General features: G+C 72.5%; 20 protein-coding genes and 1 pseudogene. 6 read left to right on the forward strand and 15 right to left on the reverse strand.

Annotated features, from left to right (window positions below):
- The first annotated feature begins 56 nt into the window (after positions 1 to 56).
- Positions 57 to 968 carry an A/G-specific adenine glycosylase gene (locus M8C17_RS16315; protein WP_252417316.1) on the forward strand — a complete coding sequence of 304 codons (912 nt, stop codon included), beginning with the start codon at positions 57 to 59 and terminating at the stop codon, positions 966 to 968.
- Positions 969 to 1,054: 86 nt separating this feature from the next.
- Here M8C17_RS16315 and M8C17_RS16320 read toward each other — a convergent pair whose 3' ends face one another.
- The 3 genes from M8C17_RS16320 to lysS all read right to left on the reverse strand — a co-directional run bounded on the left by M8C17_RS16320 (position 1,055) and on the right by lysS (position 6,027).
- Positions 1,055 to 3,586, reverse strand: coding sequence for an ATP-dependent Clp protease ATP-binding subunit (locus tag M8C17_RS16320; protein WP_252417317.1), 2,532 nt, complete (start codon positions 3,584 to 3,586; stop codon positions 1,055 to 1,057).
- Positions 3,587 to 4,062: 476 nt separating this feature from the next.
- On the reverse strand, positions 4,063 to 4,407 hold the full coding sequence (locus M8C17_RS16325; RefSeq protein ID WP_252417318.1) for an Lsr2 family protein: 345 nt from the start codon (positions 4,405 to 4,407) through the stop codon (positions 4,063 to 4,065).
- A 111-nt stretch (positions 4,408 to 4,518) separates the two neighbouring features.
- On the reverse strand, positions 4,519 to 6,027 hold the full coding sequence (gene lysS / locus M8C17_RS16330; RefSeq protein ID WP_252417320.1) for a lysine--tRNA ligase: 1,509 nt from the start codon (positions 6,025 to 6,027) through the stop codon (positions 4,519 to 4,521).
- 88 nt (positions 6,028 to 6,115) lie between these two features.
- On the opposite strand from lysS, the gene M8C17_RS16335 reads away from it, so the two are divergent.
- The gene (locus M8C17_RS16335) at positions 6,116 to 6,865 is read left to right on the forward strand and encodes a class I SAM-dependent methyltransferase (protein ID WP_252417321.1); all 750 of its coding nucleotides are present in this window, start codon (positions 6,116 to 6,118) and stop codon (positions 6,863 to 6,865) included.
- Positions 6,866 to 6,888: 23 nt separating this feature from the next.
- On the opposite strand, the gene M8C17_RS16340 is transcribed toward M8C17_RS16335, so the two are convergent.
- Positions 6,889 to 7,647: a type III pantothenate kinase gene (locus tag M8C17_RS16340; RefSeq protein ID WP_252417322.1), complete on the reverse strand. Its 759-nt coding sequence runs from the start codon at positions 7,645 to 7,647 to the stop codon at positions 6,889 to 6,891.
- A gap of 119 nt (positions 7,648 to 7,766) precedes the next feature.
- Here M8C17_RS16340 and M8C17_RS16345 point away from each other — a divergent pair, with 119 nt between their 5' ends.
- A complete protein-coding gene (locus tag M8C17_RS16345; protein WP_252417323.1) occupies positions 7,767 to 8,858 on the forward strand; it encodes a hypothetical protein in 1,092 nt (363 codons plus the stop codon).
- 18 nt (positions 8,859 to 8,876) lie between these two features.
- On the opposite strand, the gene nadC is transcribed toward M8C17_RS16345, so the two are convergent.
- The 6 genes from nadC to M8C17_RS16375 form a co-directional block, all read right to left on the reverse strand.
- The gene (gene nadC, locus M8C17_RS16350; RefSeq protein WP_252417325.1) at positions 8,877 to 9,773 is read right to left on the reverse strand and encodes a carboxylating nicotinate-nucleotide diphosphorylase; all 897 of its coding nucleotides are present in this window, start codon (positions 9,771 to 9,773) and stop codon (positions 8,877 to 8,879) included.
- Positions 9,770 to 11,464, reverse strand: a complete 1,695-nt coding sequence (locus M8C17_RS16355) for an L-aspartate oxidase (protein WP_252417326.1) — start codon at positions 11,462 to 11,464, stop codon at positions 9,770 to 9,772. Before M8C17_RS16355 ends, nadC begins: the two co-directional genes overlap by 4 nt.
- Before the next feature lie 99 nt (positions 11,465 to 11,563).
- On the reverse strand, positions 11,564 to 12,460 hold the full coding sequence (locus M8C17_RS16360) for a septum formation family protein (protein ID WP_252417327.1): 897 nt from the start codon (positions 12,458 to 12,460) through the stop codon (positions 11,564 to 11,566).
- A gap of 95 nt (positions 12,461 to 12,555) precedes the next feature.
- Complete coding sequence (gene panD / locus M8C17_RS16365; protein WP_252417328.1) at positions 12,556 to 12,984, reverse strand: aspartate 1-decarboxylase; 429 nt, start codon at positions 12,982 to 12,984, stop codon at positions 12,556 to 12,558.
- A gap of 41 nt (positions 12,985 to 13,025) precedes the next feature.
- Positions 13,026 to 13,874, reverse strand: a complete 849-nt coding sequence (gene panC / locus M8C17_RS16370; RefSeq protein WP_252417330.1) for a pantoate--beta-alanine ligase — start codon at positions 13,872 to 13,874, stop codon at positions 13,026 to 13,028.
- Positions 13,875 to 13,929: 55 nt separating this feature from the next.
- Positions 13,930 to 14,910, reverse strand: coding sequence for a Rossmann-like and DUF2520 domain-containing protein (locus M8C17_RS16375; protein WP_252417331.1), 981 nt, complete (start codon positions 14,908 to 14,910; stop codon positions 13,930 to 13,932).
- 163 nt (positions 14,911 to 15,073) lie between these two features.
- Between M8C17_RS16375 and M8C17_RS16380 the strand changes: the two are divergent.
- Positions 15,074 to 16,253 (forward strand): annotated as a pseudogene (locus M8C17_RS16380) (SAM-dependent methyltransferase).
- Positions 16,250 to 17,437 (forward strand): NADH-quinone oxidoreductase subunit D, encoded by a 1,188-nt coding sequence (locus M8C17_RS16385; protein ID WP_252417332.1) that lies wholly within the window; start codon positions 16,250 to 16,252, stop codon positions 17,435 to 17,437. The pseudogene M8C17_RS16380 and the gene M8C17_RS16385 overlap by 4 nt, the downstream one beginning before the upstream one ends.
- Before the next feature lie 18 nt (positions 17,438 to 17,455).
- Here M8C17_RS16385 and M8C17_RS16390 read toward each other — a convergent pair whose 3' ends face one another.
- From M8C17_RS16390 to M8C17_RS16405, 4 genes are all read right to left on the reverse strand, one after another.
- The gene (locus M8C17_RS16390) at positions 17,456 to 19,219 is read right to left on the reverse strand and encodes a hypothetical protein (protein ID WP_252417333.1); all 1,764 of its coding nucleotides are present in this window, start codon (positions 19,217 to 19,219) and stop codon (positions 17,456 to 17,458) included.
- Between the two features lie 109 nt (positions 19,220 to 19,328).
- Positions 19,329 to 20,333: a glycine betaine ABC transporter substrate-binding protein gene (locus tag M8C17_RS16395; RefSeq protein WP_252417335.1), complete on the reverse strand. Its 1,005-nt coding sequence runs from the start codon at positions 20,331 to 20,333 to the stop codon at positions 19,329 to 19,331.
- A 228-nt stretch (positions 20,334 to 20,561) separates the two neighbouring features.
- Positions 20,562 to 21,299, reverse strand: a complete 738-nt coding sequence (locus M8C17_RS16400) for an ABC transporter permease (RefSeq protein ID WP_252417336.1) — start codon at positions 21,297 to 21,299, stop codon at positions 20,562 to 20,564.
- Positions 21,296 to 21,982: an ABC transporter permease gene (locus tag M8C17_RS16405; protein ID WP_252417337.1), complete on the reverse strand. Its 687-nt coding sequence runs from the start codon at positions 21,980 to 21,982 to the stop codon at positions 21,296 to 21,298. Before M8C17_RS16405 ends, M8C17_RS16400 begins: the two co-directional genes overlap by 4 nt.
- Positions 21,983 to 21,984: 2 nt before the next feature.
- Between M8C17_RS16405 and M8C17_RS16410 the strand changes: the two genes are divergently transcribed.
- A complete protein-coding gene (locus tag M8C17_RS16410) occupies positions 21,985 to 22,989 on the forward strand; it encodes an ABC transporter ATP-binding protein (protein ID WP_252417338.1) in 1,005 nt (334 codons plus the stop codon).
- A 70-nt stretch (positions 22,990 to 23,059) separates the two neighbouring features.
- Here the strand turns inward: M8C17_RS16410 and M8C17_RS16415 are convergent, their stop codons facing one another.
- Positions 23,060 to 23,560, reverse strand: coding sequence for a hypothetical protein (locus tag M8C17_RS16415; protein ID WP_252417339.1), 501 nt, complete (start codon positions 23,558 to 23,560; stop codon positions 23,060 to 23,062).
- Positions 23,561 to 23,600: the final 40 nt, after the last annotated feature.

The following is a 23,600-nucleotide window of genomic DNA, read 5'->3' on the forward strand; positions in this document are numbered from 1 at the left end:
ACCGCCCGAGCCGCCCATCCAGCGGGAATGCACCGCGTGACATCATCGACGACGCGATGACTCAACCCGATTTCGCCACCATGGTCAGCCGGTGGTACCAACAGCACGCCCGTGACCTGCCGTGGCGCGAACCCGGAGTCAGCCCGTGGGCCATCCTGGTCAGCGAGGTCATGCTCCAGCAGACACCGGTGGTCCGGGTGGTGCCGGCCTGGCAGGCGTGGCTGGCACGCTGGCCGGACCCGGCTGCGCTCGCGGCCGACAGCCCGGCCGAGGCGATCCGGATGTGGGGACGCCTCGGGTACCCCCGTCGGGCGGTCAGGCTGCGGGAGTGTGCGGTCGCGATCGTGGACCGGCACGGCGGCCAGGTGCCGGACCGGCTGGAGCAGCTTCTGGCGCTGCCGGGAGTCGGCACGTACACGGCGCGGGCGGTGGCCGCGTTCGCGTACGGGCAGCGGCACCCCGTGGTCGACACGAACGTGCGACGGGTGGTCTGCCGGGCGGTGGCCGGCGAAGCCGACGCCGGGCCGGTGACCCGGCCGGCCGACCTGGTCGCCACCGAGGAGCTTCTCCCGCTCGATCCGGCAGCGGCGGCGCTCGCCAGCGCGGCGTTCATGGAGCTGGGAGCGGTCATCTGCACGGCCAGATCGCCCCGCTGCACGGCCTGCCCGGTCGAGTCGATCTGCGCGTGGAGGGCCTCCGGGCAGGAGGCACCGGCCGGACCCACCCGTCGCCCGCAGCGGTACGCGGGCACCGACCGGCAGGTACGCGGGCTGCTGCTCGGCGTACTCCGGGAGGCCACGGGACCGGTTGGGCACCAGCGGCTGGACCAGGTCTGGACCGACGACGTGCAGCGCGCCCGTGCCCTGGCCGGCCTGATGCAGGACGGGCTGGTGGAGCCCGCCGGGGTCGACAGTTTCCGCCTGGTCGGCGACGGCCCGTCGCTGCCCGTCCCCGACCTCACCGCCTGACCCGCGCCCCATCCTTCGGTGGTGGCGAAAAGGCGGGGCCCCGGTGGCTCGCGCCACCGGGGCCCCGCCCCTTGCTACTGGTCGTACTACTCGTCCGCGCCCGCGGCGGCGGTGCCGCCCAGGTCGGCCGGCACGGCGTCCGGAACCTCGACCGGCTTGTCCGCGCCCCGGAAGACGAGCTTGGACTTGTCGATGTCGTTCGGGTCGCCCTCGCAGTCCACCACCACGATCTGACCCGGGGTCAGCTCGTTGAACAGGATCCGCTCGGAGAGGTTGTCCTCGATGTCGCGCTGGATCGTGCGACGCAGGGGACGGGCACCGAGCACCGGGTCGAAGCCCTTCAGCGCCAGGTACTTCTTGGCGTTGTCGGTCAGCTCCAGACCCATGTCCTTGTTGCGCAGCTGCGACTCGATCCGCTGGATCATGATGTCCACGATCGAGAGGATCTCGTTCTGGCGCAGCTGGTGGAAGACGATGGTGTCGTCGATCCGGTTGAGGAACTCAGGCCGGAAGTGCTGCTTGAGCTCGTCGTTGACCTTCTGCTTCATCCGGTCGTAGGTGGACTCGGAGTCCTCCGACTGCTGGAAGCCCAGCGACACCGCCTTGGCGACGTCACGGGTGCCCAGGTTGGTGGTCAGGATGATGACCGTGTTCTTGAAGTCCACGATCCGACCCTGACCGTCGGTGAGCCGACCGTCCTCCAGGATCTGGAGCAGCGTGTTGAACACGTCCGGGTGGGCCTTCTCGATCTCGTCGAAGAGAACCACCGAGAACGGCCGACGCCGCACCTTCTCGGTCAGCTGCCCGCCCTCGTCGTAGCCGACGTAGCCGGGAGGGGCACCCACCAGCCGGGAGACCGTGTAGCGGTCGTGGAACTCGGACATGTCCAGCTGGATGAGAGCATCCTCGCTGCCGAAGAGGAACTCGGCGAGCGCCTTGGACAGCTCGGTCTTACCCACGCCGGACGGGCCGGCGAAGATGAACGAGCCCGACGGGCGCTTCGGGTCCTTCAGGCCGGCCCGGGTACGCCGGATCGCCTTCGAGACCGCCTTGACCGCGTCCTCCTGGCCGATGACGCGCTTGTGCAGCTCGTCCTCCATGCGCAGCAGGCGAGAGGTCTCCTCCTCGGTCAGCTTGTAGACCGGGATGCCGGTCCAGTTGCCGAGCACCTCGGCGATCTGCTCGTCGTCAACCTCGCTGACGACGTCCAGGTCACCGGCCTTCCACTCCTTCTCCCGCTGCGCCTTCTGGCCAAGGAGCTGCTTCTCCTTGTCACGCAGCTGGGCGGCGCGCTCGAAGTCCTGCGCGTCGATCGCGGACTCCTTGTCGCGACGCACCTGGGCGATGCGCTCGTCGAAGTCGCGCAGGTCTGGCGGCGCGGTCATCCGGCGGATCCGCATCCGGGCGCCGGCCTCGTCGATCAGGTCGATCGCCTTGTCCGGCAGGAAGCGGTCGGAGATGTACCGGTCGGCCAGCGTGGCGGCTGCCACGAGCGCGGCGTCGGTGATGCTCACCCGGTGGTGCGCCTCGTAGCGGTCGCGCAGGCCCTTGAGGATCTCGATGGTGTGCGCCAGCGACGGCTCACCCACCTGGATCGGCTGGAACCGGCGCTCGAGCGCGGCGTCCTTCTCCAGGTGCTTGCGGTATTCATCAAGCGTGGTGGCACCGATGGTCTGGAGCTCACCACGGGCCAGCATCGGCTTGAGGATGCTCGCCGCGTCGATCGCGCCCTCGGCGGCACCCGCACCCACCAGGGTGTGGATCTCGTCGATGAACAGGATGATGTCGCCGCGGGTGCGGATCTCCTTGAGCACCTTCTTGAGGCGCTCCTCGAAGTCACCGCGGTAGCGGGAACCGGCGACCAGCGCACCGAGGTCGAGCGTGTAGAGCTGCTTGTCCTTGAGCGTCTCGGGCACCTCGCCCTTGATGATCTTCTGGGACAGGCCCTCCACCACGGCGGTCTTACCGACGCCGGGCTCACCGATCAGGACCGGGTTGTTCTTGGTACGGCGGGAGAGCACCTGCATGACCCGCTCGATTTCCTTCTCGCGCCCGATGACCGGGTCGAGCTTGCCCTCGCGGGCGGCCTGGGTCAGGTTGCGGCCGAACTGGTCCAGCACCAGGCTGGTCGACGGCGCGGCCTCACCCGGCGCGGCGCCAGCGGCGGCCGGCTCCTTGCCCTGGTAACCGGAGAGGAGCTGGATCACCTGCTGGCGGACCCGGTTGAGGTCGGCGCCGAGCTTGACCAGCACCTGGGCAGCGACGCCCTCACCCTCGCGGATCAGACCGAGCAGGATGTGCTCCGTGCCGATGTAGTTGTGGCCGAGCTGCAGCGCCTCGCGCAGCGACAGCTCCAGCACCTTCTTGGCCCGCGGCGTGAACGGGATGTGCCCGCTCGGCGCCTGCTGGCCCTGGCCGATGATCTCCTCGACCTGCTGGCGGACGCCCTCCAGGGAGATGCCGAGGCTCTCCAGGGCCTTTGCCGCGACGCCTTCACCTTCGTGGATCAGGCCCAGCAGGATGTGTTCCGTACCGATGTAGTTGTGGTTGAGCATCCGGGCCTCTTCTTGGGCCAGGACGACAACCCGTCGCGCTCGGTCGGTGAACCGCTCGAACATGCCCTCGTGCTCCTCACGTGCCGTGCGCCTTGATGGTCTAGATCTCGGCGGGGCCGGTGCGCGGACGTCCGGGACGGGCGTCCGTGCCTCCTTACTCTATCGTCGCTGACCGACTCAGCTGAGGTCGTGTGTCTCCGGTGCGGGTCGGTTCCACGTCGTTTTGGACAACCGTCCGCGCTCAGGAGGTGTTCCGGTACCCCTGTCGCTACGCGCAGAGCGAAATCCGACCAGCGCGACGAAGCTCGCTCCCAGCCCTGGAGGGGGGCCGGGAGGGGGGCCGACGCCGACGACGGACGCCGCGCGCGACCCTGGGGGAAGTTCTCCACAGGCTGTGGATAGCTGCTCCACTGGTTGTGGACAACGTCGGGCGGGCGGTAATGCTTCCCGCTGCGGACACGGCGACGCCGGGCCGGAGAATGCCCCGGCCCGGCGTCGGTGTCGCCCTTCGGTGGCCGCTGCCACCAAGCTGCTGACGATCAGCGCTTCGCGTGGAACTCGTCGACGATCTCCTGCGGGATACGACCCCGGTCCGAGATGTCCTTGCCGGCCTTCTTGGCCCAGTCCCGGATCGCCTTGTTCTGCTCCCGGTCGGCGGTCGCGCCACCCCGACCGCGGGCGGCACGCCCACCGATCACCACGCCGCCCCGGCCCACCTTGGTGCCGGCGCCCACGTACGGCGCGAATAGGTCGCGCAATTTCGCGGCGTTGGAACTCGACAGGTCGATCTCGTACTGAACGCCGTCGAGGGCGAACTTGACGGTCTCGTCCGCGTCCCCGCCGTCCAGGTCATCGACCAGCTTGTGAATGATCTGCTTGGCCACGTCCCACATTCCTTTCGAGCAGGGTGCTCCTGCTAACGAGAGCACAATAACCCGCGCGCTGCTCGCCCCGTCAATAGGATGCGGTATCGACGTGGCGCGAGCCGGCCGAGACTACTCGGGCCGGACCAACGGGAAGAGGATCGTTTCCCGAATTCCGAGCCCGGTCAGCGCCATCAACAGCCGGTCGATTCCCATTCCCATACCGCCGGCGGGTGGCATTCCGTACTCCATCGAGCGGAGAAAGTCCTCGTCGAGACGCATCGCCTCGTCGTCGCCACGAGCCGCGAGCTGCGCCTGGGCCATCAGCCGTTCCCGCTGCACCACCGGGTCGACCAGCTCGGAGTACGCGGTGCCCAGCTCGAACCCGAGCACGTACAGGTCCCACTTCTCGGCCAGCCCCGGCTCGCTGCGGTGCGCCCGGGTCAGCGGGCTGGTCTCCTCCGGGTAGTCCCGGACGAAGGTGGGTGCCTGCAGGCCGGGGACGACCAGTTCCTCGAACAGTTCCTCGGCCAGCTTGCCCGGGCCCCACTTCGGGTCCACGGCCAATCCCACCTTGTCCGCGTACTCCACCAGACGGTGCCGTTCGGTGCGGACCGTGACCTCCTCGCCGAGCGCCTCGGAAAGCACCCCGAACAGGGTCACCGACCGCCACTCGCCGCCCAGGTCGAACTCCCGCCCGTCGGCGTGGGTCACCACCGTCGAGCCGCTGACCGCGATCGCCGCCTGTTGCACGAGATTGCGGGTCAACTCGGCCATCGTGTTGTAGTCGCCGTACGACTGGTACGTCTCCAGCATCGCGAACTCCGGCGAGTGCGAAGAGTCGACACCCTCATTACGGAAGTTGCGGTTGATCTCGAAGACGCGGTCGACGCCGCCGACGACTGCGCGCTTGAGAAACAGTTCCGGGGCGATTCGCAGATACAGATCGGTGCTCAATGCATTGCTGTGAGTCACGAACGGTCGGGCCGCCGCGCCTCCGTGCAACAGTTGCAACATCGGCGTTTCGACCTCGATGAAGCCCTGCCCGTGCAGCGAATCGCGCAGGCTGCGCACCGCGGCGGCCCGGGTACGGACCATCTGCCGGGCCTGGGGCCGGACGATCAGGTCGACGTAGCGCTGGCGGACCCGGGCCTCCTCGGAGAGGGGCTTGTGCGCCACCGGCAGCGGCCGCAGCGCCTTGGCGGTCATCTCCCACCGCTCGGCCAGCACCGACAGTTCACCCCGACGGCTGGTGATCACCTCGCCGGTGACGCCGACGTGGTCACCGAGGTCGACGAGGCGCTTCCAGTCCTCCAGGCGCTCCGGCCCGACCCGGTCCAGGGAGAGCATGGCCTGCAGCTCGGTGCCGTCGCCGTCGCGCAGGGTCGCGAAGCAGAGCTTGCCGGTGTTGCGTACGAAGATCACGCGACCGGTCACCGAGACCTGGTCGCCGGTGGCGGTGTCGGTGGGCAGGTCGCCGTAGCGGGCCCGCACCTCCGCCAGCGTGGCCGTACGGGGAAATCCCACCGGGTACGGCTCGACGCCGTCGGCGAGCATCCGGTCCCGCTTCTCCCGGCGGACCTTCATCTGCTCGGGAAGGTCGTCGGCGGGGTCCACTGGCACGGGGTTCTGCTCGGTCACGGCACGCTTCCTCGTCACGGAGATACAGGGGGTCAGGCCCGAGCGTACTCAAGCCCCTGGGGGGCCGTTACCGGATAACCTGCCCGCCATGGCCGATCACACTCAGGCTCTCTCGTTCGGCGCCGCGGCGGCCGATTACGACCGGTTTCGTCCTCGGTATCCGGAGTCCGCCGTACGGTGGGCGCTCGACGGCGGGACCGGCGCGGACAGGCCGCTCCGGGTCGTCGATCTCGGCGCGGGCACCGGGATCCTGAGCCGCTCCGTGCTGGCCCTGGGCCACCGGGTGGTACCCGTGGAGCCCGATCCGGGGATGCGGGCGCAGCTGGAGAGCGCCACCGCCGGCACCACGGCGTTGGCGGGCAGCGCCGAGGCGGTGCCACTGCCCGACGGCGCGGCCGATGCGGTGCTGGTCGGCCAGGCCTACCACTGGTTCGACCGGGAGCGCGCGCACGCCGAGATCGCGCGGGTGCTCCGCCCCGGCGGTACGTTCGCGCCGATCTGGAACATCAGGGACGAGCGGGTCGGGTGGGTGGCGGAGCTGGGGCGGATCGCCCACCTGGGCGACAACGCCGGGAACGTGATCGAGAAGTACACCGACTTCGGCACCGGGTTCGCGCCGATCGAGGTGGGGGAGTTCACCCACACCACGACCCTCACGCCGGACGACGTGGTCGCCCTGATCCGGACGCGCTCCTACTGGCTCACCGCGCCGGCCGAGACCCGGCAGACGGTGGAGCGGGAGCTGCGGGAGCTCCTCGCCAGCCACCCGGAGCTGGCCGGGCGGGAGACGGTCGAGCTGCCGTACCGCACGATCGTGCTGCGGGCCCGCCGACGGTGAGACGTGCCTCGTCCGGGGCGGGGTCAGAGGTTGCGGTCGTAGACCATCCGCAGGCCGATCAGGGTGATCATCGGCTCGTGGTGGGTGATGCTGCGGCACTCGTTGATCACCAGGGAGGCGAGACCGCCGGTGGCGATCACGGCCTTCACCGTGCCCAGTTCCTCGGTCATCCGCTCGACGATCCGATCCACCTGCCCGGCGAAGCCGAAGTACAGGCCGGACTGGAGGCACTCGACGGTGTTCTTGCCGATCACCGAACGGGGCTTGGTCGCCTCGACCTTGCGCAGCTGGGCGGCGCGCGCGGCGAGCGCGTCGAAGGAGATCTCGATGCCCGGGGCGAACGCCCCACCGAGGAACTCGCCCCGACCGCTGATCACGTCGAAGTTCGTGGTGGTGCCGAAGTCCACGACGATCGACGGCCCGCCGTAGAGGGTGTACGCGGCCAGGGTGTTCACCACCCGGTCGGCGCCCACCTCCTTCGGGTTGTCGATCGCCAGTTGCACCCCGGTCCGCACACCGGGCTCGACGATCACGCTCGGCAGGTCGGCGTAGTAACGGCCGAGCATGGTACGCAGCGACCGCAGCGCCGCCGGCACCGTGGAGCAGGCGGCCACCCCGGTGATCTCGACGTTGTCCCCGGCGAGCAGGCCCCGGAACATCAGGCCCAGCTCGTCCGCCGTCGAGCGGGCATCGGTCTTGATCCGCCAGGAGTGCACCAGCTTGTCGCCGTCGAAGGTCGCCAGCACGGTGTTGGTGTTTCCGATGTCGATGCAGAGCAGCACGCACGCAGCCTAGACAACCGCCGTACGGGCCGGTGCGGACCGGCCCGCGGACCGTATCCTTGGTCGTATCGCGACATGAACATGGGTCAATCCACGGCGCGGCCGGACGGGGAGCGGACATGTCGGGGACGTGGTGGATGCGGGGCCGCAACACCCTGCGCCGGCGCCGGAGACACGTGCTGGTGCTGGTCGCGCTGGCCGGCGGCGCCGTCTGGATGATCGTGCAGGCGTGGCGGGCGTCCCTGCGGGAGGCGGGCAGCTTCGCCGGCGATCTCTACCTCAACATCGGCGCCGCGCTGATCATGACGCTCCTGACCTACGTGGTGCTCAACCCGCTCTTCCGCGAACTACAGACGGTCAGCATCATCGAGCACCCCCGGCTGGACCGGGACGCGTTGATCGAACGGGTCGCCCAGTGCCGGGAGATCGTGGCCATCCTGGAGACCTGGACCAGCATGCTGGAGGGCCCGTACGCGGCCCGGTTCGTGGCCGCCCTGCGCTCCGCGCTCGCCAACGGCGCGGCCGTCAAGGTGCTGCTGCTCGACCCGGACTCACCGGCGGTACGGCTGCGCGGCGAGGAGTTGCGCCGACGGGACGCCTCCGTGGCCATCCTCAACAACCTGTGGCACCTGGCACGGCTCAGCGAGGAACTGCCCGAGTCGGCCCGCGCCCGCCTCCAGGTCAGGGTCTACAGTGCCGCCCCCTCGGTGCAGATGTACCGCTGGGACGGCAAGGCGTTCATCTCCTTCTTCCCGGTGCAGGGCAGCACCTTCGACACGCAGCAGATCGAGGCGTTCATCTCCACGCCGCTGGGTGAGTTCGTCGACGACCGGTTCGCCGAGTTGTGGGAGACCGCGCCGCTGGAGGACCTGGCGGCCTGCCTCACCCTGCGGCTCTGCCTGCGCCAGGCCGGTCGGGACCTGGAAACCTGCGAGGCGCTCTACGTCCGCTCCGACGGCGACTGGTACATCGCCGGCACCGACCTGGTGCGCAACGTGGCCCGGCACGGGCTGGCGGGGTTGAGCGTGGTGCTGGACCGGCCCGAGGCGGAGGGCGAGACCTTCGCCATCGGCGAGGCCGACGAGCTGCCGCCGGAGATCTACAACCGGGTGCTGGAACTCTTCCGGGCCAAGTACGGCCTGGACGGCCGGCAGGACACCGAGAACCGGGTGATCTTCAACCTGGCCGCCACCTCGCTGACCACCGTGTGAGCCCGGCCGGGCATCCGATCACTCGATCCGCAGGTCCATGGCGATGTCCAGGATGGGCGACGAGTGGGTCAGCGCCCCCACCGAGAGGAAGTCGACGCCGGTGGCCGCGTACCGGGCGGCCACCTCCAGGGTCAGCCCGCCGGTCGCCTCCAACTCGGCCCGGTCACCCACGGCCGCCACCGCCTCGGCCAGCGTCTCGGGGGACATGTTGTCGCAGAGCAGGAAACCCGCGCCGGCCTCCACCGCCTCCACCGCCTCGTCGACCGTGGTCACCTCGACCTGCACCGGCACCTCGGGGAACGACTCCCGGACCCGCCGGTACGCCGCGGTGATACCCCCGGCGGCCAGCTTGTGGTTGTCCTTGATCATGGCCACGTCGTAGAGGCCCATCCGCTTGTTGGTGCCCCCGCCGGCCCGCACCGCGTACTTCTCCAGCGCCCGCAGGCCCGGCGTCGTCTTGCGGGTGTCCAGCACCATCGCCTTCGTGCCGGCCAGCGCGTCCGCCCAGGCACGGGTGTGGGTGGCCACCCCCGACATCCGGCAGAACAGGTTGAGCGCGGTGCGCTCGGCGGTGAGCAGCAGCCGGGTCGGCCCGGTCACCGTCACGAGCACGTCGCCGCGGGCCACCCGCTCGCCGTCGCGGGCCAGCACCGACACCTCGACGGTACGGCCGAAACCCGTCACCTCACCGACCAGCTCGAACACGGCGGCGGCCACCGCCGTCCCGGCCACCACGCCGTCCGCGCGGGCCACCAGGTCGGCGGTGTCGGTCTGCTCCGCCGGGATGGTGGCCACGCTCGTGACGTCCAGGAAGCCCGGCCCCAGATCCTCGACCAGCGCCTCCTCGATCACCCGCCGCACCTGAGCCGGGTCCAGTCCGGCCGCCTGCAACGCGAGCCGCGTCGACTCCGTCATCGCCTTCCCTCCCACTGCTGCGTCACCATGCCCTGCGCCCCGACCGACCCGACCAGGTGGCCCAGCCACCGCTCGTCGGCCGTCGGGAAGTCCTCCCGCCAGTGGCAGCCCCGGGTCTCACCGCGCGCGTACGCGGCCGCCACCAGCGTCGATGCCACGGTGAGCAGGTTGGTCGCCTCCCAGTCCGCGGTCCGCGGACGGCCCCGGGCGGCACCCACCTCGGTCAGCGTCCCGGCCGTGTCGGCCAGCGTCGCTGCGGAGCGCAGCACACCCGCGCCCCTGGTCATCGCCCGTTGCAGGGCCGGCGTCGCCTCGGCCGGCACGACCCAGCCCGCACCACCACGCCAGGCGCCGGTGTCGGCCGGCTGGACCTGCTCGGGCAGGCCGGCCGCGATGTCGTCGGCGATCCGCCGGGAGAAGACCAGACCCTCCAGCAGCGAGTTGCTGGCCAGCCGGTTCGCGCCGTGCACGCCCGTGCAGGCGACCTCGCCGCAGGCGTACAGGCCGGGGATGGACGTGCGGCCGCGCAGGTCGGTGCGGACGCCGCCGGAGGCGTAGTGGGCGGCCGGGGCGACCGGGATCAGGTCGGTGGCCGGGTCGACGCCGATCGCCAGGCAGGACGCCACGATGGTCGGGAACCGGCTGGCCAGGAAGGCCCCGCCCAGGTGCCGGGCGTCGAGGAAGACGTGGTCCGCGCCGGTGGCCATCAGCACCCGGTGGATGCCCTTGGCCACCACGTCCCGCGGAGCCAGCTCGGCCAACTCGTGCTGGCCCACCATGAAGCGCTTGCCGTCCGCGTCCACCAGGTACGCGCCCTCGCCACGCAGCGCCTCCGAGACCAGCGGCTGCTGCGCGTGCCCGGCACCGGGCACACCCGCGCCGGGCGGGGTGATCAGAGCGGTCGGGTGGAACTGGACGAACTCCACATCGGTCACCGCCGCGCCGGCCCGCATCGCCAACGCCACCCCGTCCCCGGTGGAGACCGCGGGGTTGGTGGTGGCGGCGAAGATCTGGCCCATTCCACCGGTGGCCAGCACCACCGCCCGGGCCAGCAGCGCCCCCACACCGTCCTCGCTGCCCTCGCCGAGCACGTGCAGGGTGATCCCGCACGCCGGGCCGAGCCCGTCCGGGCCGTCTCCGGGGGCCCGCAGCAGGTCCAGCACCAGCGCGTGCTCGACCAGCCGGATCCACGGGTCCCGCCGTACCGCCGCGTGCAGGGCCCGCTGCACCTCGGCCCCGGTGGCGTCCCCGCCGGCGTGCACGATCCGATCCGCCCGGTGCCCGCCCTCACGCGTCAGCATCAGCGAACCGTCCGGATGGCGGTCGAACTCGGCGCCGATCCGCATCAGCTCCCGCAGCCGGACCGGGCCCTCCTCGACCAGCGCCCGGACCGCCGCAGGGTCGCAGAGCCCGACCCCGGCGATCTCGGTGTCCCGGGCGTGCGCCGCCGGGGTGTCCGCCGGGTCGAGCACCGCGGCGATGCCGCCCTGCGCCCACCGGGTCGAGCCGTCGTCAATGTTGACCTTGGTAACCACCGTGACGTGCAGACCCGCCTCGCGCAGGTGCAGCGCCGCCGTCAACCCGGCCACCCCGGAACCCACCACGATCACGTCGGTGGTCTCCACCCAGCCGGGTGCCGGGGCGGCCAGCAACGAGGGCAGGGCCGGCAGGTCCACCGTCGGAAGGTCCATCCCCCCAGTCAACCCGAACCGTCCTCGTCCGGGGCGGCGGGGGCGCGACGAGTGGTATGGACTACCCCGTCCGGCCCCGGCCCTGCCGGCGGCCCACGGTCACTTCGTCCGGACCGGCAGGCCGGCCGGCCCCGCGCCCCGCAGCGAGGCGGTCACCGTACGGTCGCTGAGCCACAGGTAGCAGCGGACCCCCCGGTCGCCGACGCGCCAGCGCCCCGCACCCGGCGGGCGGACGACCACACCGCTGCGGAACCGCAGCTCGGCGTCGTCCGGCACACCCACGTACCGGCCCAGGACCGTGCGGCAGCCCGTGTAGAGGGGCGCCCAGTCCGCGTCGCGGGTCGGGTACGGGGTGTCCGGCGCTCGCCACACCCCGACGAACTCCGCGTCGTGGCGGGCACCGCACTCCACCGGGACCAGTGTCTGCACACCCCGGCCAGCGCCGCCGCGGGTCTGCTGGCAGCCCAGCCGCAGCGCCGAGGCCCCCTTCAACGCGTCCCGCAGACTGCCCGACCGGACCACCACCGTGGCCGCCGCCTCGACCGTGGTCAGCTCGCTGAGATCGCACCGGTACCAGCGGGAACCGGCCGCCCAGCCCGGACCCGAGGGCAGCGCCACCGACAACCGCAGCCGGCCGGCCCGCCAGTCGTCGCCCACGTACCCGGTGGCCCTCGTGTCGCACTCGGCGAAAGCGCCCCGCAGCTCGGCGGAACCGCCGGCCGGGGGCGCGGCCCGCTCGACCGGGAACGCGCCCACGTGCACGGTCTCCACCCGGTGCGGGCCGGCGCAGTCCACCGGCTGGTAGCTGGCCAGGGTGACCACGTCGGTGAAGTCGGCGGCCTGACACACGCCGACGGCCGGGGTGAACGCCGTCGCCGGCGGCAGCGCCGCCCAGTCGTCGGTCAGATCACCGTCCAGGCCGCCGGACCCGCCGCAGCCAGCCAGCAGAGCCGCCGTGACGGCAGTGGCGAACAGGGTCGTCATGGCACGGCGCATCGCGGCCTCCCCCAGCCACCGACCATCTTCCGACGGCGTGCCAAGGGTAACCGGACATGACCTTCCGGTGACAGACCGGAACCATCGTGCGTGGGTCAGACGCGCACCACGGCCAGCGGACTGGGCACCGGGTCACCGGCCGTGCCCGGTGCCGCCGCGGCCGGGTCGGCACCCAGCTCGACCACCCGGTTGTCGGCGTCCACGTGCACCACCCGCGGCTGGTACGACCGGGCCTCGGCATCGTTCATCTGGCCGTACGAGATCAGGATGACCAGGTCACCGGGGTGCACCAGGTGCGCGGCGGCGCCGTTGATGCCGATGACGCCGCTGCCCCGCTCGCCCGGGATGACGTACGTCTCCAGCCGGGCACCGTTGGTGATGTCGACGATCGCCACCTGCTCGCCGGGAAGCAGGTCGGCGGCGTCGAGCAGGTCCTCGTCCACCGTCACCGAACCGACGTAGTGCAGGTCGGCCTGGGTCACGGTGGCCCGGTGGATCTTCGACTTGAGCATGGTCCGCAGCATCGGGGTGGCCTTTCGCGAGGGTGGTGGAGGGTGCGGCCGGATCAGGGGCGGGGGGCGAGGTGGATCGCCGCGTTGTCGATCAACCGCGTGCTGCCCACCCACGCGGCGATCACCAGCCGCGCCGGCCCGGACACCGGCCCCGGCTCCAGATCGGGATCGGTCAGCACCAGGTAGTCGAGCCGGGCACCGGGCGTACCGACGCCGAACGCGGCGTGCGCGGCGGTCAGCACCGCCCCCGCGTCCAGGCCGTCGTCGGCGGCCCGCGCACCGGCCCGCAGCGCGGCGGACAGGCTCAACGCTGCGGCCCGTTCCGACTCGCTCAGGTAGCGGTTACGGCTGGACAGCGCCAGGCCGTCCGGCTCGCGGACGGTCGGCACGCCGACCACCTCGACCGGCACGTCCAGGTCGCGGGCCATCCGCCGGACCAGGGTGAGCTGCTGGTAGTCCTTCTCGCCGAAGAACGCCAGGTCGGGCCGGGTCAGCTGGAGCAGCTTCAACACCACGGTGAGCACGCCGTGGAAGAACCCGGGGCGGCTCGCGCCCTCCAGCTCCGATCCGAGCGGACCCGGGTCGAGCCGCACCCGCGGCTGACCGTCCGGGTACATCTCGGCCACCGACGGGGCGAAGACCAGGTCGGCGCCGGCCCGCCGGCACACCTCCAGGTCCGCGTCGAGCGTCCGCGGATAGCGGTCGAAGTCCTCGTTCGGCCCGAACTGCAAAGGGTTCACGAAGATCGTCACCAGCACGTGGTCGGCCCGTTCCCGGGCGGCACGCAGCAGCGTCTCGTGCCCGGAGTGCAGCGCGCCCATGGTCATCACCACGGCGACCGTGCCCTTCAGCGCGGCCCGGGCCTCGGCCAGGTCGACGCGGGTGTGCACGAGCTGAGTCATGCCGCCACCTCGGTTCGCGACTGCGGGGCTCGCAGGATCGACTCACTCCTCGCGCTCACGCCGCCACCTCCCGTCCGCTGTCAGCCAGCACGCCGAGCAGCGACTGCGCGTCCACCGGTCGGAGCCGGCCGGCGGCGATCGCCCGGTCGGCGGTACGCCGGGCCAGCGCCAGGTAGGCGGGCACGGACTCCGGCGCGGTCTCGGCCAGCCGGGTGAGGTGCCGCTGGACGGTGCCCGCGTCGCCGCGGGAGACCGGGCCGGTCAGCGCGTCGTCGCCGAGCCGCAGCGCGTTCTCCAGGGCGGCCCGCAGCAGCGGGGCCAGCACCTTCTCCGGCTGGGCCACGCCCGCGTCGCGCAGCCGGTCGGCCGCCTCGTTCACCAGGGTCACCAGGTGGTTCGCGCCGTGCGCCAGCGCGGCGTGGTAGAGCGGGCGGTCCGCCTCACCCACCCACTCGGGCACTCCGCCGAGGTCGGCCACCAGCCGGGCGGCCAGCGGGCGCAGCTCCGCCGGGGCGGTCACCCCGTACGAGATGCCCGCGAGCCGGGCCAGGTCGTCCGGCGTACCGGTGAAGGTCATGGCGGGGTGCAGGGCGAGCGGCCGGGCACCGACCGCGACGGCCGGCTCCAGCACCGACAGCCCGTGCGCGCCGGAGGTGTGTGCGACCACCTGACCCGGGCGCAGCGCGCCCCGAGCGGCGAGGTCGGCGACCACTCCGGCCAGCGCGTCGTCCGGCACCGCGATGAGCAGCAGGTCGACGGCGGCGTGTGCGACGGCGACGGCCGGACGGCGGGGCACGTCGGGCAGCAGCAGGGCGAGCCGGGCGCGGCTGGCTCCGGAGCCGCCGGCGACGGCGGCCACCCGGTGCCCGGCGGCGGCGAGTGCGGCGCCCAACACGGCACCGACCCGGCCCGCGCCGACGACACCGACGGTGAGCAGGCGGGAGGTGGCGGCAGCCGGGGCGCCGATGACGGCGCGATCCCGCGGTGCGGCAGGCCCGAGTTGGGCGGCCGGACGCGGGCGCAGCGGTGCGCTCATGACGACGATCCAGTCCTCGAGAAGGGGTACCGGTCGATCGCAAGTATGCGCCCGGCCCGCCGAACCGGGACAAGCATGTGTGAAAACGCTCACGGCCCGAGGAAGGGGGGTGGGTGACCGTAGGGTCGGCACGGTTGACGCACCCAGAAGACGGGACGAACTGATGCCGGTTTCCTGGCGGGACGCGATGGGCCAGGCCCTCTACGGGCCGGGCGGCTTCTTCGTCGCCGGTGCCGGGCCGGCCGACCACTTCCGGACCAGCGTGCACGCCTCCCCTGCCTTCGCCAGCGCCCTGCTGCGCCTGATCACGCAGGTCGACGCGGCCCTCGACCACCCCGCACGACTTGACGTGGTCGACGTGGGTGCCGGTCGGGGGGAACTCCTTCAGACCCTGCTCAGGCTCGTCCTGTCCGAGGGCGCCGCCGGGGTCGCGGTGGGGGTTTCCGGGGAGTCCACCCGCTCCGGGCGGTCAGGCTTGATCCCTCCGCGGGCGGGCTCCCCGGAAACCCTGACCTCCACGGCCGCCGCCCGTCCGTCGCGGGATGAGCCGTCGTCGGTCCCGGTTCGTCCGTCGGTCGCGGAACGGGTGCGGTTCACGGCGGTTGAGCTGGCACCTCGCCCCGCACACCTGCCAGAGGACATCGACTGGGTGTCCGAGATCCCTGCCGGAATCACCGGGGTGCTCCTGGCTACGGAGTGGTTGGACAACGTGCCCCTGGACGTGGCGGTGCACACCGACGACGGCTGGCGGTACCTGCTCGTCGAGCCGACCAGCGGGGTGGAGACCCTTGGGGAATCCGTCAGCACCGCTGATCTTGGTTGGCTGACGACATGGTGGCCCAGCCCCACGAGGCTGCCCGGAAACCCCCCACGGCGACCACCCACGAGCCGAGATCGGCCGAAGCAGAGATGAGGCGTGGGCCAACGCGGTGCAGAAGATCGAGCGGGGCCTGGCGGTGGCAGTCGACTACGGGCACCTGCGGGAGAGCAGGCCGGTCGACGGGACGCTGACCGGGTACCGGGGTGGGCGGCAGGTGCCTCCGGTGCCCGACGGGTCGGGTGATGTGACCGCGCACGTGGCCATGGACTCGGTCGCCTCCGCCGGTGCGGCGGTCGCCCGGTGCGCGTACTCCCTGGTCTCGCAGCGGGAGGCGTTGCGGGCGCTCGGGGCCGACGGTGGCCGACCGCCGCTGAGCCTGGCCGGCACCGACCCGGCGGGGTACGTGCGGGCGCTGGCCGCCGCGTCGGCGGTGGCCGAGCTGACCGACCCGGCCGGGCTCGGCGGGCACTGGTGGCTGCGGCAACCGGTCGGCATCCCGCTCGGGCCGGCCGTGGCACGATGACGGGCATGACCACCGACGCCGGGGACCTCCGTGAACTGACCGTCGGCACCGGGGCCGGGCTGGTCGCCGGCACCGGCGACCAGCAGCTCGGCACCGACATGGTGTTGAACATCGGCCCGCAGCACCCCTCCACGCACGGCGTGCTGCGGTTGAAGCTGGTCCTCGACGGCGAGCGGGTCATCGCCTGCGAACCGATCGTCGGCTACATGCACCGGGGCGCGGAGAAGCTCTTCGAGGTGCGCGACTACCGGCAGATCATCGTGCTGGCCAACCGGCACGACTGGCTGTCGGCGTTCTCCAACGAGCTGGGTGTGGTGCTCGCGGTGGAGCGGCTGATGGGCATGGAGGTGCCGGAGCGGGCCACCTGGCTGCGGATGGCCCTCGCGGAGCTGAACCGGGTGCTCAACCACCTGATGTTCCTCGGCTCCTACCCGCTGGAGATCGGCGCGATCACACCTGTCTTCTACGCCTTCCGGGAACGGGAGACCATCCAGGCGGTGATGGAGGAGGTCTCCGGCGGCCGGATCCACTACATGTTCAACCGGGTGGGCGGCCTCAAGGAGGAGGTGCCGTACGGCTGGACCGGCCGGGCCCGGGCGGCGATCGGCGAGGTACGACGGCGACTGCCCGACCTGGACCACCTGATCCGGCGCAACGAGATCTTCCTGGCCCGCACCGTGGGGGTGGGCGTGCTCTCCGCCGCCGACGCCGCCGCGTTCGGCGCGTCCGGGCCGGTGGCCCGGGCCTCCGGGCTCGACCTGGACCTGCGCCGCGACGACCCCTACCTGGCCTACGACGAGCTGGACGTGCCGGTGGTGACGAAGACCGCCGGGGACTGCCACGCCCGCTTCGAGGTGCTGCTCGACCAGGTGTACGCCTCACTCGACCTCGCCGAGCAGTGCCTGAACCGGGTGGACCGGCTGACCGGGCCGATCAACACCCGCCTGCCCAAGGTGCTCAAGGCGCCGGAGGGGCACACCTACGCCTGGACGGAGAACCCGCTCGGCATCAACGGCTACTACCTGGTGTCCCGGGGCGAGAAGACGCCCTGGCGGTTGAAGTTGCGCACCGCCTCGTACGCCAACGTGCAGGCGCTGGCCACCCTGCTCCCCGGCTGCCTGGTGCCGAACCTGATCGCCATCCTCGGCTCGATGTTCTTCGTGGTCGGGGACATCGACAAGTGACCCGAGCCCGGCCCTGGCTCAGCGCCAGCGGTCGGTGACCGGGGCGCCGCCGGCGCGCGGCACGTCGTCCTGCGGCGGATAGCCGTACCGCTCCTCGACGCGGCGCCGGCCGGCCCGCTCCGGTGCGGGGTCCGCCTGGTGGCCGCGCTGGCGCGGTGGGCGCCACTCGTCGGGCACCGGCACGCCGCCGGCCGGCAGCGCCGGCCGGTCCTCCGGCTCGGCCCGCCAGCCGCCGTCGCGGTCGTGCCGGCGCGCCGGCTCGTCCCGGGGGTACGGCTCGCGCTCGTCGTAGCGGTGCGGCTCGTCGTAGCGGTGCGGCTCGTCGTAGCGACGCGCGTCCTCGTGCCGGCGTGCTCCCTCGTGCCGGCGGGGCTCCTCGTGCCGACGGGGCTCCTCCTGCCGGACGGACGCCCAGCGGTCGGCCACCCGGTACTCGGTGCCGGTGGCGTCCGCCTGCACCTCGGCCCGGCGCTCACCGACGCGCAGCTCACGGCCGTGCTCGTCGTCCCGGACGGCCGCCCACCGGTCACCGGCCCGCAGCTGCGACCAGTACTCGCCGGTGTCGTCCGCCCGCAGGGGCGGCCCGGGCTGGGGTGCCGCCGCCCGGTCCGGCGCACGCTGCTCCGACCAGCCGCGGTCGTCGTGACGGTCGTCCGGGTTCGCCCAGGCAGCAGGGTGCGACCGCTCCGGAGCGTGCTGCGGTCCGGCATCCCAGCCGGGTTCGTCGGGCTCGTCGTGCGCGTCGCGGGGATCGGGCCACTCCGGCTCGTCGCGGCGGGCCGTCCAGCCGGGCCCGTCGGCGGGTTGGGCACGGTCGTCGCCGTGACCGGACCGGGGACGCTCCTCGGGCTCACCCCACGAGCGGTCCGCCGGCCGGGAACGCTCGTCCGCGCCGCCGCCCCGGGTCCACTCCCGCGCCGGCGCGGTCCACTGGCCTCCGTAGCCACCGCCGTACCGCCCACCGGGCTCGGCCGGACCGCCGTCCACCACCGTGTGCCGGGTGGTCACGTGCACGGTCTCGGTGTGCCGGACCACACCGACCGGCCGGTGCGCCGGCTCGGAACGGTCCTGGTCACGAGGGCGGGGCGCCGAGCCGTACCCGGTGGCTCGCTGCGCGCCGTACACCCCGCCGGCCGTGGGCGGCTCGGCACCGTACGGCCCGGCGCTGACCGGAGGCTCGGCGGCGACGTCGGCGGCCGGTCGCGGGTACGCAGGCTCGTCGTCGGCACGCTCGGGGCGGCCCCAACCGGGGACGGCGTCGGGGGCTGCCATCCGGGCCCGACCGGCCGGGGTGTCACCGGGCACCGGCACCCGACTGCGGGCGGCCGGAGCGGCCTCGACCGGCTCGGCGGCCGGCACCCGTGCCCGGCCGGCACCCGCCGGGTCGACGGAGGCGGCGGCACCGGCGAGAGCCGCACCGCTGGCGTCGAGGCGGCGACGGACCGCGGCGAGGCCCTCCTGTGCCCGCTGCGCCTGGTCGAGTGCCTGGTTACCGCGCTGCGCGGCGGCCACGATCTCGGTGCGCAGCTCCCGGCGCAGTTCCTCGATCTCGTCCAGCAGCTCGTCGGCCTGCGCCGAGGCACCGTCGGGCCGCAGCGCGATGGAGAGGCCGATCAGCACCACCGCCACGATGGCGAGCACCGCCGCGAAGCGCAGCGGCCCGTTGCCGTCGGCGACCAGCAGGATCAGCGCCGCCACCGGAGCGAGGCCCACGCCGGCCCAGAAGAGCATGGTCAGCAGCGGCGGTTGACGCCGGGCGTCGGGAGTGACCGGGGCTGGCATGGCTGTGCAGCCTACCGACGATCCCCACCCGAGGGAACGGGTCCCCGGCACGCGCGGACGCCCCCGCCCCGGGTGGGGCGAGGGCGTCGTCAGCACGCCACGAGGTGGCTCAGCTGGTGGCGAAGGCGCCGTCCGAGGAGAAGATCAGGCCGACGCTGATGGAACCGGTGCGCAGCCCGTTCTTGGTCAGCGGACCGCCCTGGTCGAGCGAGGAGAACGACCCCACCGAGAGGCCGTACGTCTTCTCCAGGCCCGGCTTGCAGAACGGCCGCTGCTGGCACTCCGGCGGACCACCCAGCACTGTCGCGTTGCCGGAGCACTTCGCGGCCAGCTCGGAGAGGGTCCGCACGCCGTACTTGTCGGCGAAGGCCTGCGTGACCGCGAAGGCGTTCTGGTCCTGCGCGGCAGCCGGGGTGCCGAAGGTGATGCCCACCTTGTCACCCTCCGCCTTGAGTGCGGTCACCGTGGTGTTGATGTCGGGCGAGGAGACCGGCTGGGCGTTGGGACCCTTGGCCTTCGTGTTGAGGAACTCCGCCATCGTCGCCGCGTACTCCGGGACGACCTGGACCTCGCCCTTCTCCAGCGCCGGCTCGTACAGCTCGCGGTTGCCGATCTGCTGCACCTTGACCTGGTAGCCGGCGGCGGTGAGCGCGATCCGGTACAGCTCGCCCAACGTCTGGCTCTCGGCGAAGTTGCCGGCACCCACCACGATCTCGCCGCCCGGGCCCTTGGCGATGCCCGCGGTGATGTTGTTGGCGGAGGCGAACTCCTCGGCCGCCACCTTGGGGGTCTTGCGGTCGTCGTTGACGGCCTTGTTGAGCTGGATCAGCTTCGGCGTGTCGAGCGCCGCCGAAACCTTGTCCAGCGCGGCGATCAGCTGCGGGTTGGCCGCCTTGCTGTTGACCGCCGGAATGACGTTGTCGGAGTTCTGGAGCTTCTTGTCGTCCTGCAGTGCGATGAGCTGCTGCCCGGCGACCGGGGCGCAACCGGCGCCGGAGGCGCCCTGCTGCGGTGCGTCGGTGCCGGACGAGCCGGCGTCGCCGCACCCGGTGAGGAGCGCCGCCGCGGCGACGGCGCCGACCGCCCCGAACGCCAGACGTGTACGTGCGCGCATGTGCCCGCCTTCCGTGTCCCGGCGCGACCCGTCCCGGGCCGGCCGCGTGTCCGACGGGCGAACCTGGCTGTCGGTCGCCCGCGAATGTCCACCCAACATCGTCCGCAACCGACCGACAACCTTGGGAGGGCTTCGTCACCGCATCGTCACCGGCCGGCCCGCCGCCGGTCGGTGGTTCGACGATCGCTCACCCGGACGGATCACCCCGTCGGGACGTGCCCGGGTGGGTCAGGCGCGGCCGGTGGCGTCGGCGGGTCGGGGTCGCGCCGCGCCCTGCCGTACGCGCCGCAGCGGACGGGGGGTGACCAGGCGTTCGAGGCCGCTGAGGAGCACCTCGGCCAGAAGCGCGAGACCGGCCACCAGCAGGCCGCCGGCCACGATCTGACCCCCACCGGCCGCGATGCTCAGCCCGAACCCGGTGCGGATGATCTCGCCGAGGCCCCCACCGTTGACGAACGACGCCAGCGCTGTGGTGGCGATCACCTGCACGGCGGCGGTCCGGAAACCGGCGGCCAGGTAGGGCACGGCGAGCGGCAACTCCACCCGACGCAGCAACTGCCCGCCGGACAGGCCCATCCCGCGAGCCGCGTCGCGCGCCTCCGGGTCGACCTGGCGTACGCCGAGGTACGCGTTGGCCAGCAGCGGCGGAATGGCGAAGACGGCCAGCGCCACCACCACCGGCGTGCGGCCGAAGCCGAGGAAGGTCAGCGGCAGGATGGTCAACAGCGCGAGCGTGGGGATGGCCAGGGTGGCGTTGGACACCAGCACCACCAGGCCACCGCCGCGCCCGGTGTGCCCCAGCCAGAGCCCGAGCGGCCAGGCCACCAGGCAGCCGAGGGCCACCGCGGCGGCGGAGATCGCCAGGTGCTCGCCGAGGCGGTCCAGGATCCCGCCGGGGTTGGTCCAGTTCAGTGGGTCGTTGAGCCACAGCACCGCCTGGTGCACGGGGCTCGCCGCGGCGCTCACCGGGCGCCCCGCGCGGCCCAGGGGGTGATCAGGCGGCCGACCAGGACCAGCAGCAGGTCCAGCAGCACGGCGAGCGCCACACAGAGCACGGTGCCGGTCATGATCTCCGCCTTGTAGAGGTTGTTCTGGAACCCCGCGAAGATCAGCTGCCCGAGACCGCCGTGCCCGACCAGCACCCCCACGGTGACCAGCGCCACCGTCGACACGGTGGCCAGTCGCAGCCCGGTCAGGATGCCCGGGATCGCCAACGGCAGGTCGATCCGGAACAGTCGTCCCCACCGCCCGTAGCCCATGCCCTCGGCGGCCTCACTGACCTCCGGCGGCACCTGGTTGAGCCCGGCCACCACGTTGCGGACGATCAGCAGCAGCGCGTACAGGACCAGTCCGACCAGCACGGTGGTGGCACCGGTGCCCAGGTATGGCGCGATGAACGCGAACAGGGCCAGCGACGGGATGGTGTAGATCACGCCGGTGACGCCGAGGATCGGGCCGGCCAGCGGGCGGAACCAGTACGCGACCACGGACAACGGCAGAGCGACCAGTGCCGCGATCAGCACCGCGCGCCCGGTGAGGGAGGCGTGTTCACGCACGGCGGCGAGGATCGTGTCAGAGTTGTCCCGCACGTACTGCCAGGAGAACCAGGGGTTTCCCGGGTCGGCCCGGTAGCTCAGGCGGAAGGACATACGTGGACGTTACCCCGGAGGCCTCCGGCGTGGCCGAGAGCGCTCGCGCCGCGTCGATCTCCCTGCAGGGCATCCAGAAGCGCTACCCGAACGGCACCGAGGCCGTCCGGGACCTCAGTCTGGAGGTCAAGGCCGGCGAGCTGGTGGTGCTGATCGGGCCGTCCGGCTGCGGCAAGTCGACCGTGCTCCGCATGATCAACCGGCTCATCGAGCCCACCGCCGGGCGGATCATGCTCGGCGACGAGGACGTCACCGACGTCGACCCGGTGCGGTTGCGCCGACGGATCGGCTACGTGATCCAGAACGTGGGGCTCTTTCCACACCAGACCGTCCGGGCGAACGTGGCCACGGTGCCCGGGCTGCTCGGCTGGTCCCGCAGTCAGATCCGGACCCGGGTCGACGAACTGCTCGACCTGGTCGGCCTCGACCCCGCCCAGTTCGGCCGCCGCTACCCGCACGAGCTGTCGGGCGGGCAGCGGCAGCGCGTCGGGGTGGCCCGCGCCCTCGCCGCCGACCCGGTGGTGCTGCTGATGGACGAGCCGTTCTCGGCCGTCGACCCGATCGTCCGGGCCCGTCTTCAGGAGGAGTTCCTCCGCCTCCAGGCCGAGGTCCGCAAGACGATCGTGCTGGTCACCCACGACCTCGACGAGGCGGTCCGGCTCGGTGACCGGATCGCCGTGCTCTCGCAGGGCGGGCACCTGGAGCAGTACGACACGCCGGCAGCCCTGCTCGGCGACCCCGCCACCCCGTTCGTACGCGAGTTCGTCGGGGCCGACCGGGGCATCCGCCGGCTTGCGGTCACCCCCCTGGACCGGGAGGCGCTGGACCCGGTGCCCGGCGACGCCGCGGCGGACCTGCCCACCGTCGGACTGGACGGTTCCGCGTACGACGCGCTGGCGGTGCTGCTCACCTCGGGACAGGACCGGCTCGTGGTGACCGACGAGGGCCGGCCGGTGGGAGCGCTCAGCCGACAGCGCCTCCTCGACCTCGGCCGCCCGGCGAACTGACCGGGCCGACCCCGCTCGGGCGGCCTGCACGGTGTCCGGCCGAGCGGTCAGGCCGGTGCGTCCGGCCGGGTCACGCCCGGCCGCCGAGGCTGGCGGTGCCGATGATCCACCCGGAGAGGAAGCCGTAGCCGGCGCCCTCGCTGGCCCCCCGCAACGCCGCCAGCAGCGACGGCTCCGGGCCAAGTAGCGCCGCCAGTACGGCGGCCAGCCCGCCGGCCAGCACGTACGCGGCCCAGCCGGAGAAGAACTGGCTGACCGAGCCGGGCACCCGGGCCACCTGGGCGGCGGGCAGCAGGTACAGCAGGGCCACCGCGAGGACCACCAGCAGGACCGCCCGCACGTCGGCGGCGAACAACCCGCCGGGCTGCCCGTCCGCGTCCAGCCGCCAGGCCGGCCAGGCGAGCACCCGCAGGTAGAAGGCGACGCCCGACTCCGGGTCCGTCTGGGTGCCGGCCCACCGGGTGTACAGCGGGCTGCCACACAGGCCGACCAGAAACAGAACGGCGAGGGCGCCGGTGCCGGCGGCCGTCCCGTAGCGGCTGACCGGGCCGGTGCGGTGGAAGAGTGCCATGATCCGCCCAGTGCCCGACCCGGCCGACCGGGCAAACCTG

The sequence above is a fragment of the Micromonospora sp. RHAY321 genome (assembly GCF_023896955.1).
Classification (GTDB): Bacteria; Actinomycetota; Actinomycetes; order Mycobacteriales; family Micromonosporaceae; genus Micromonospora.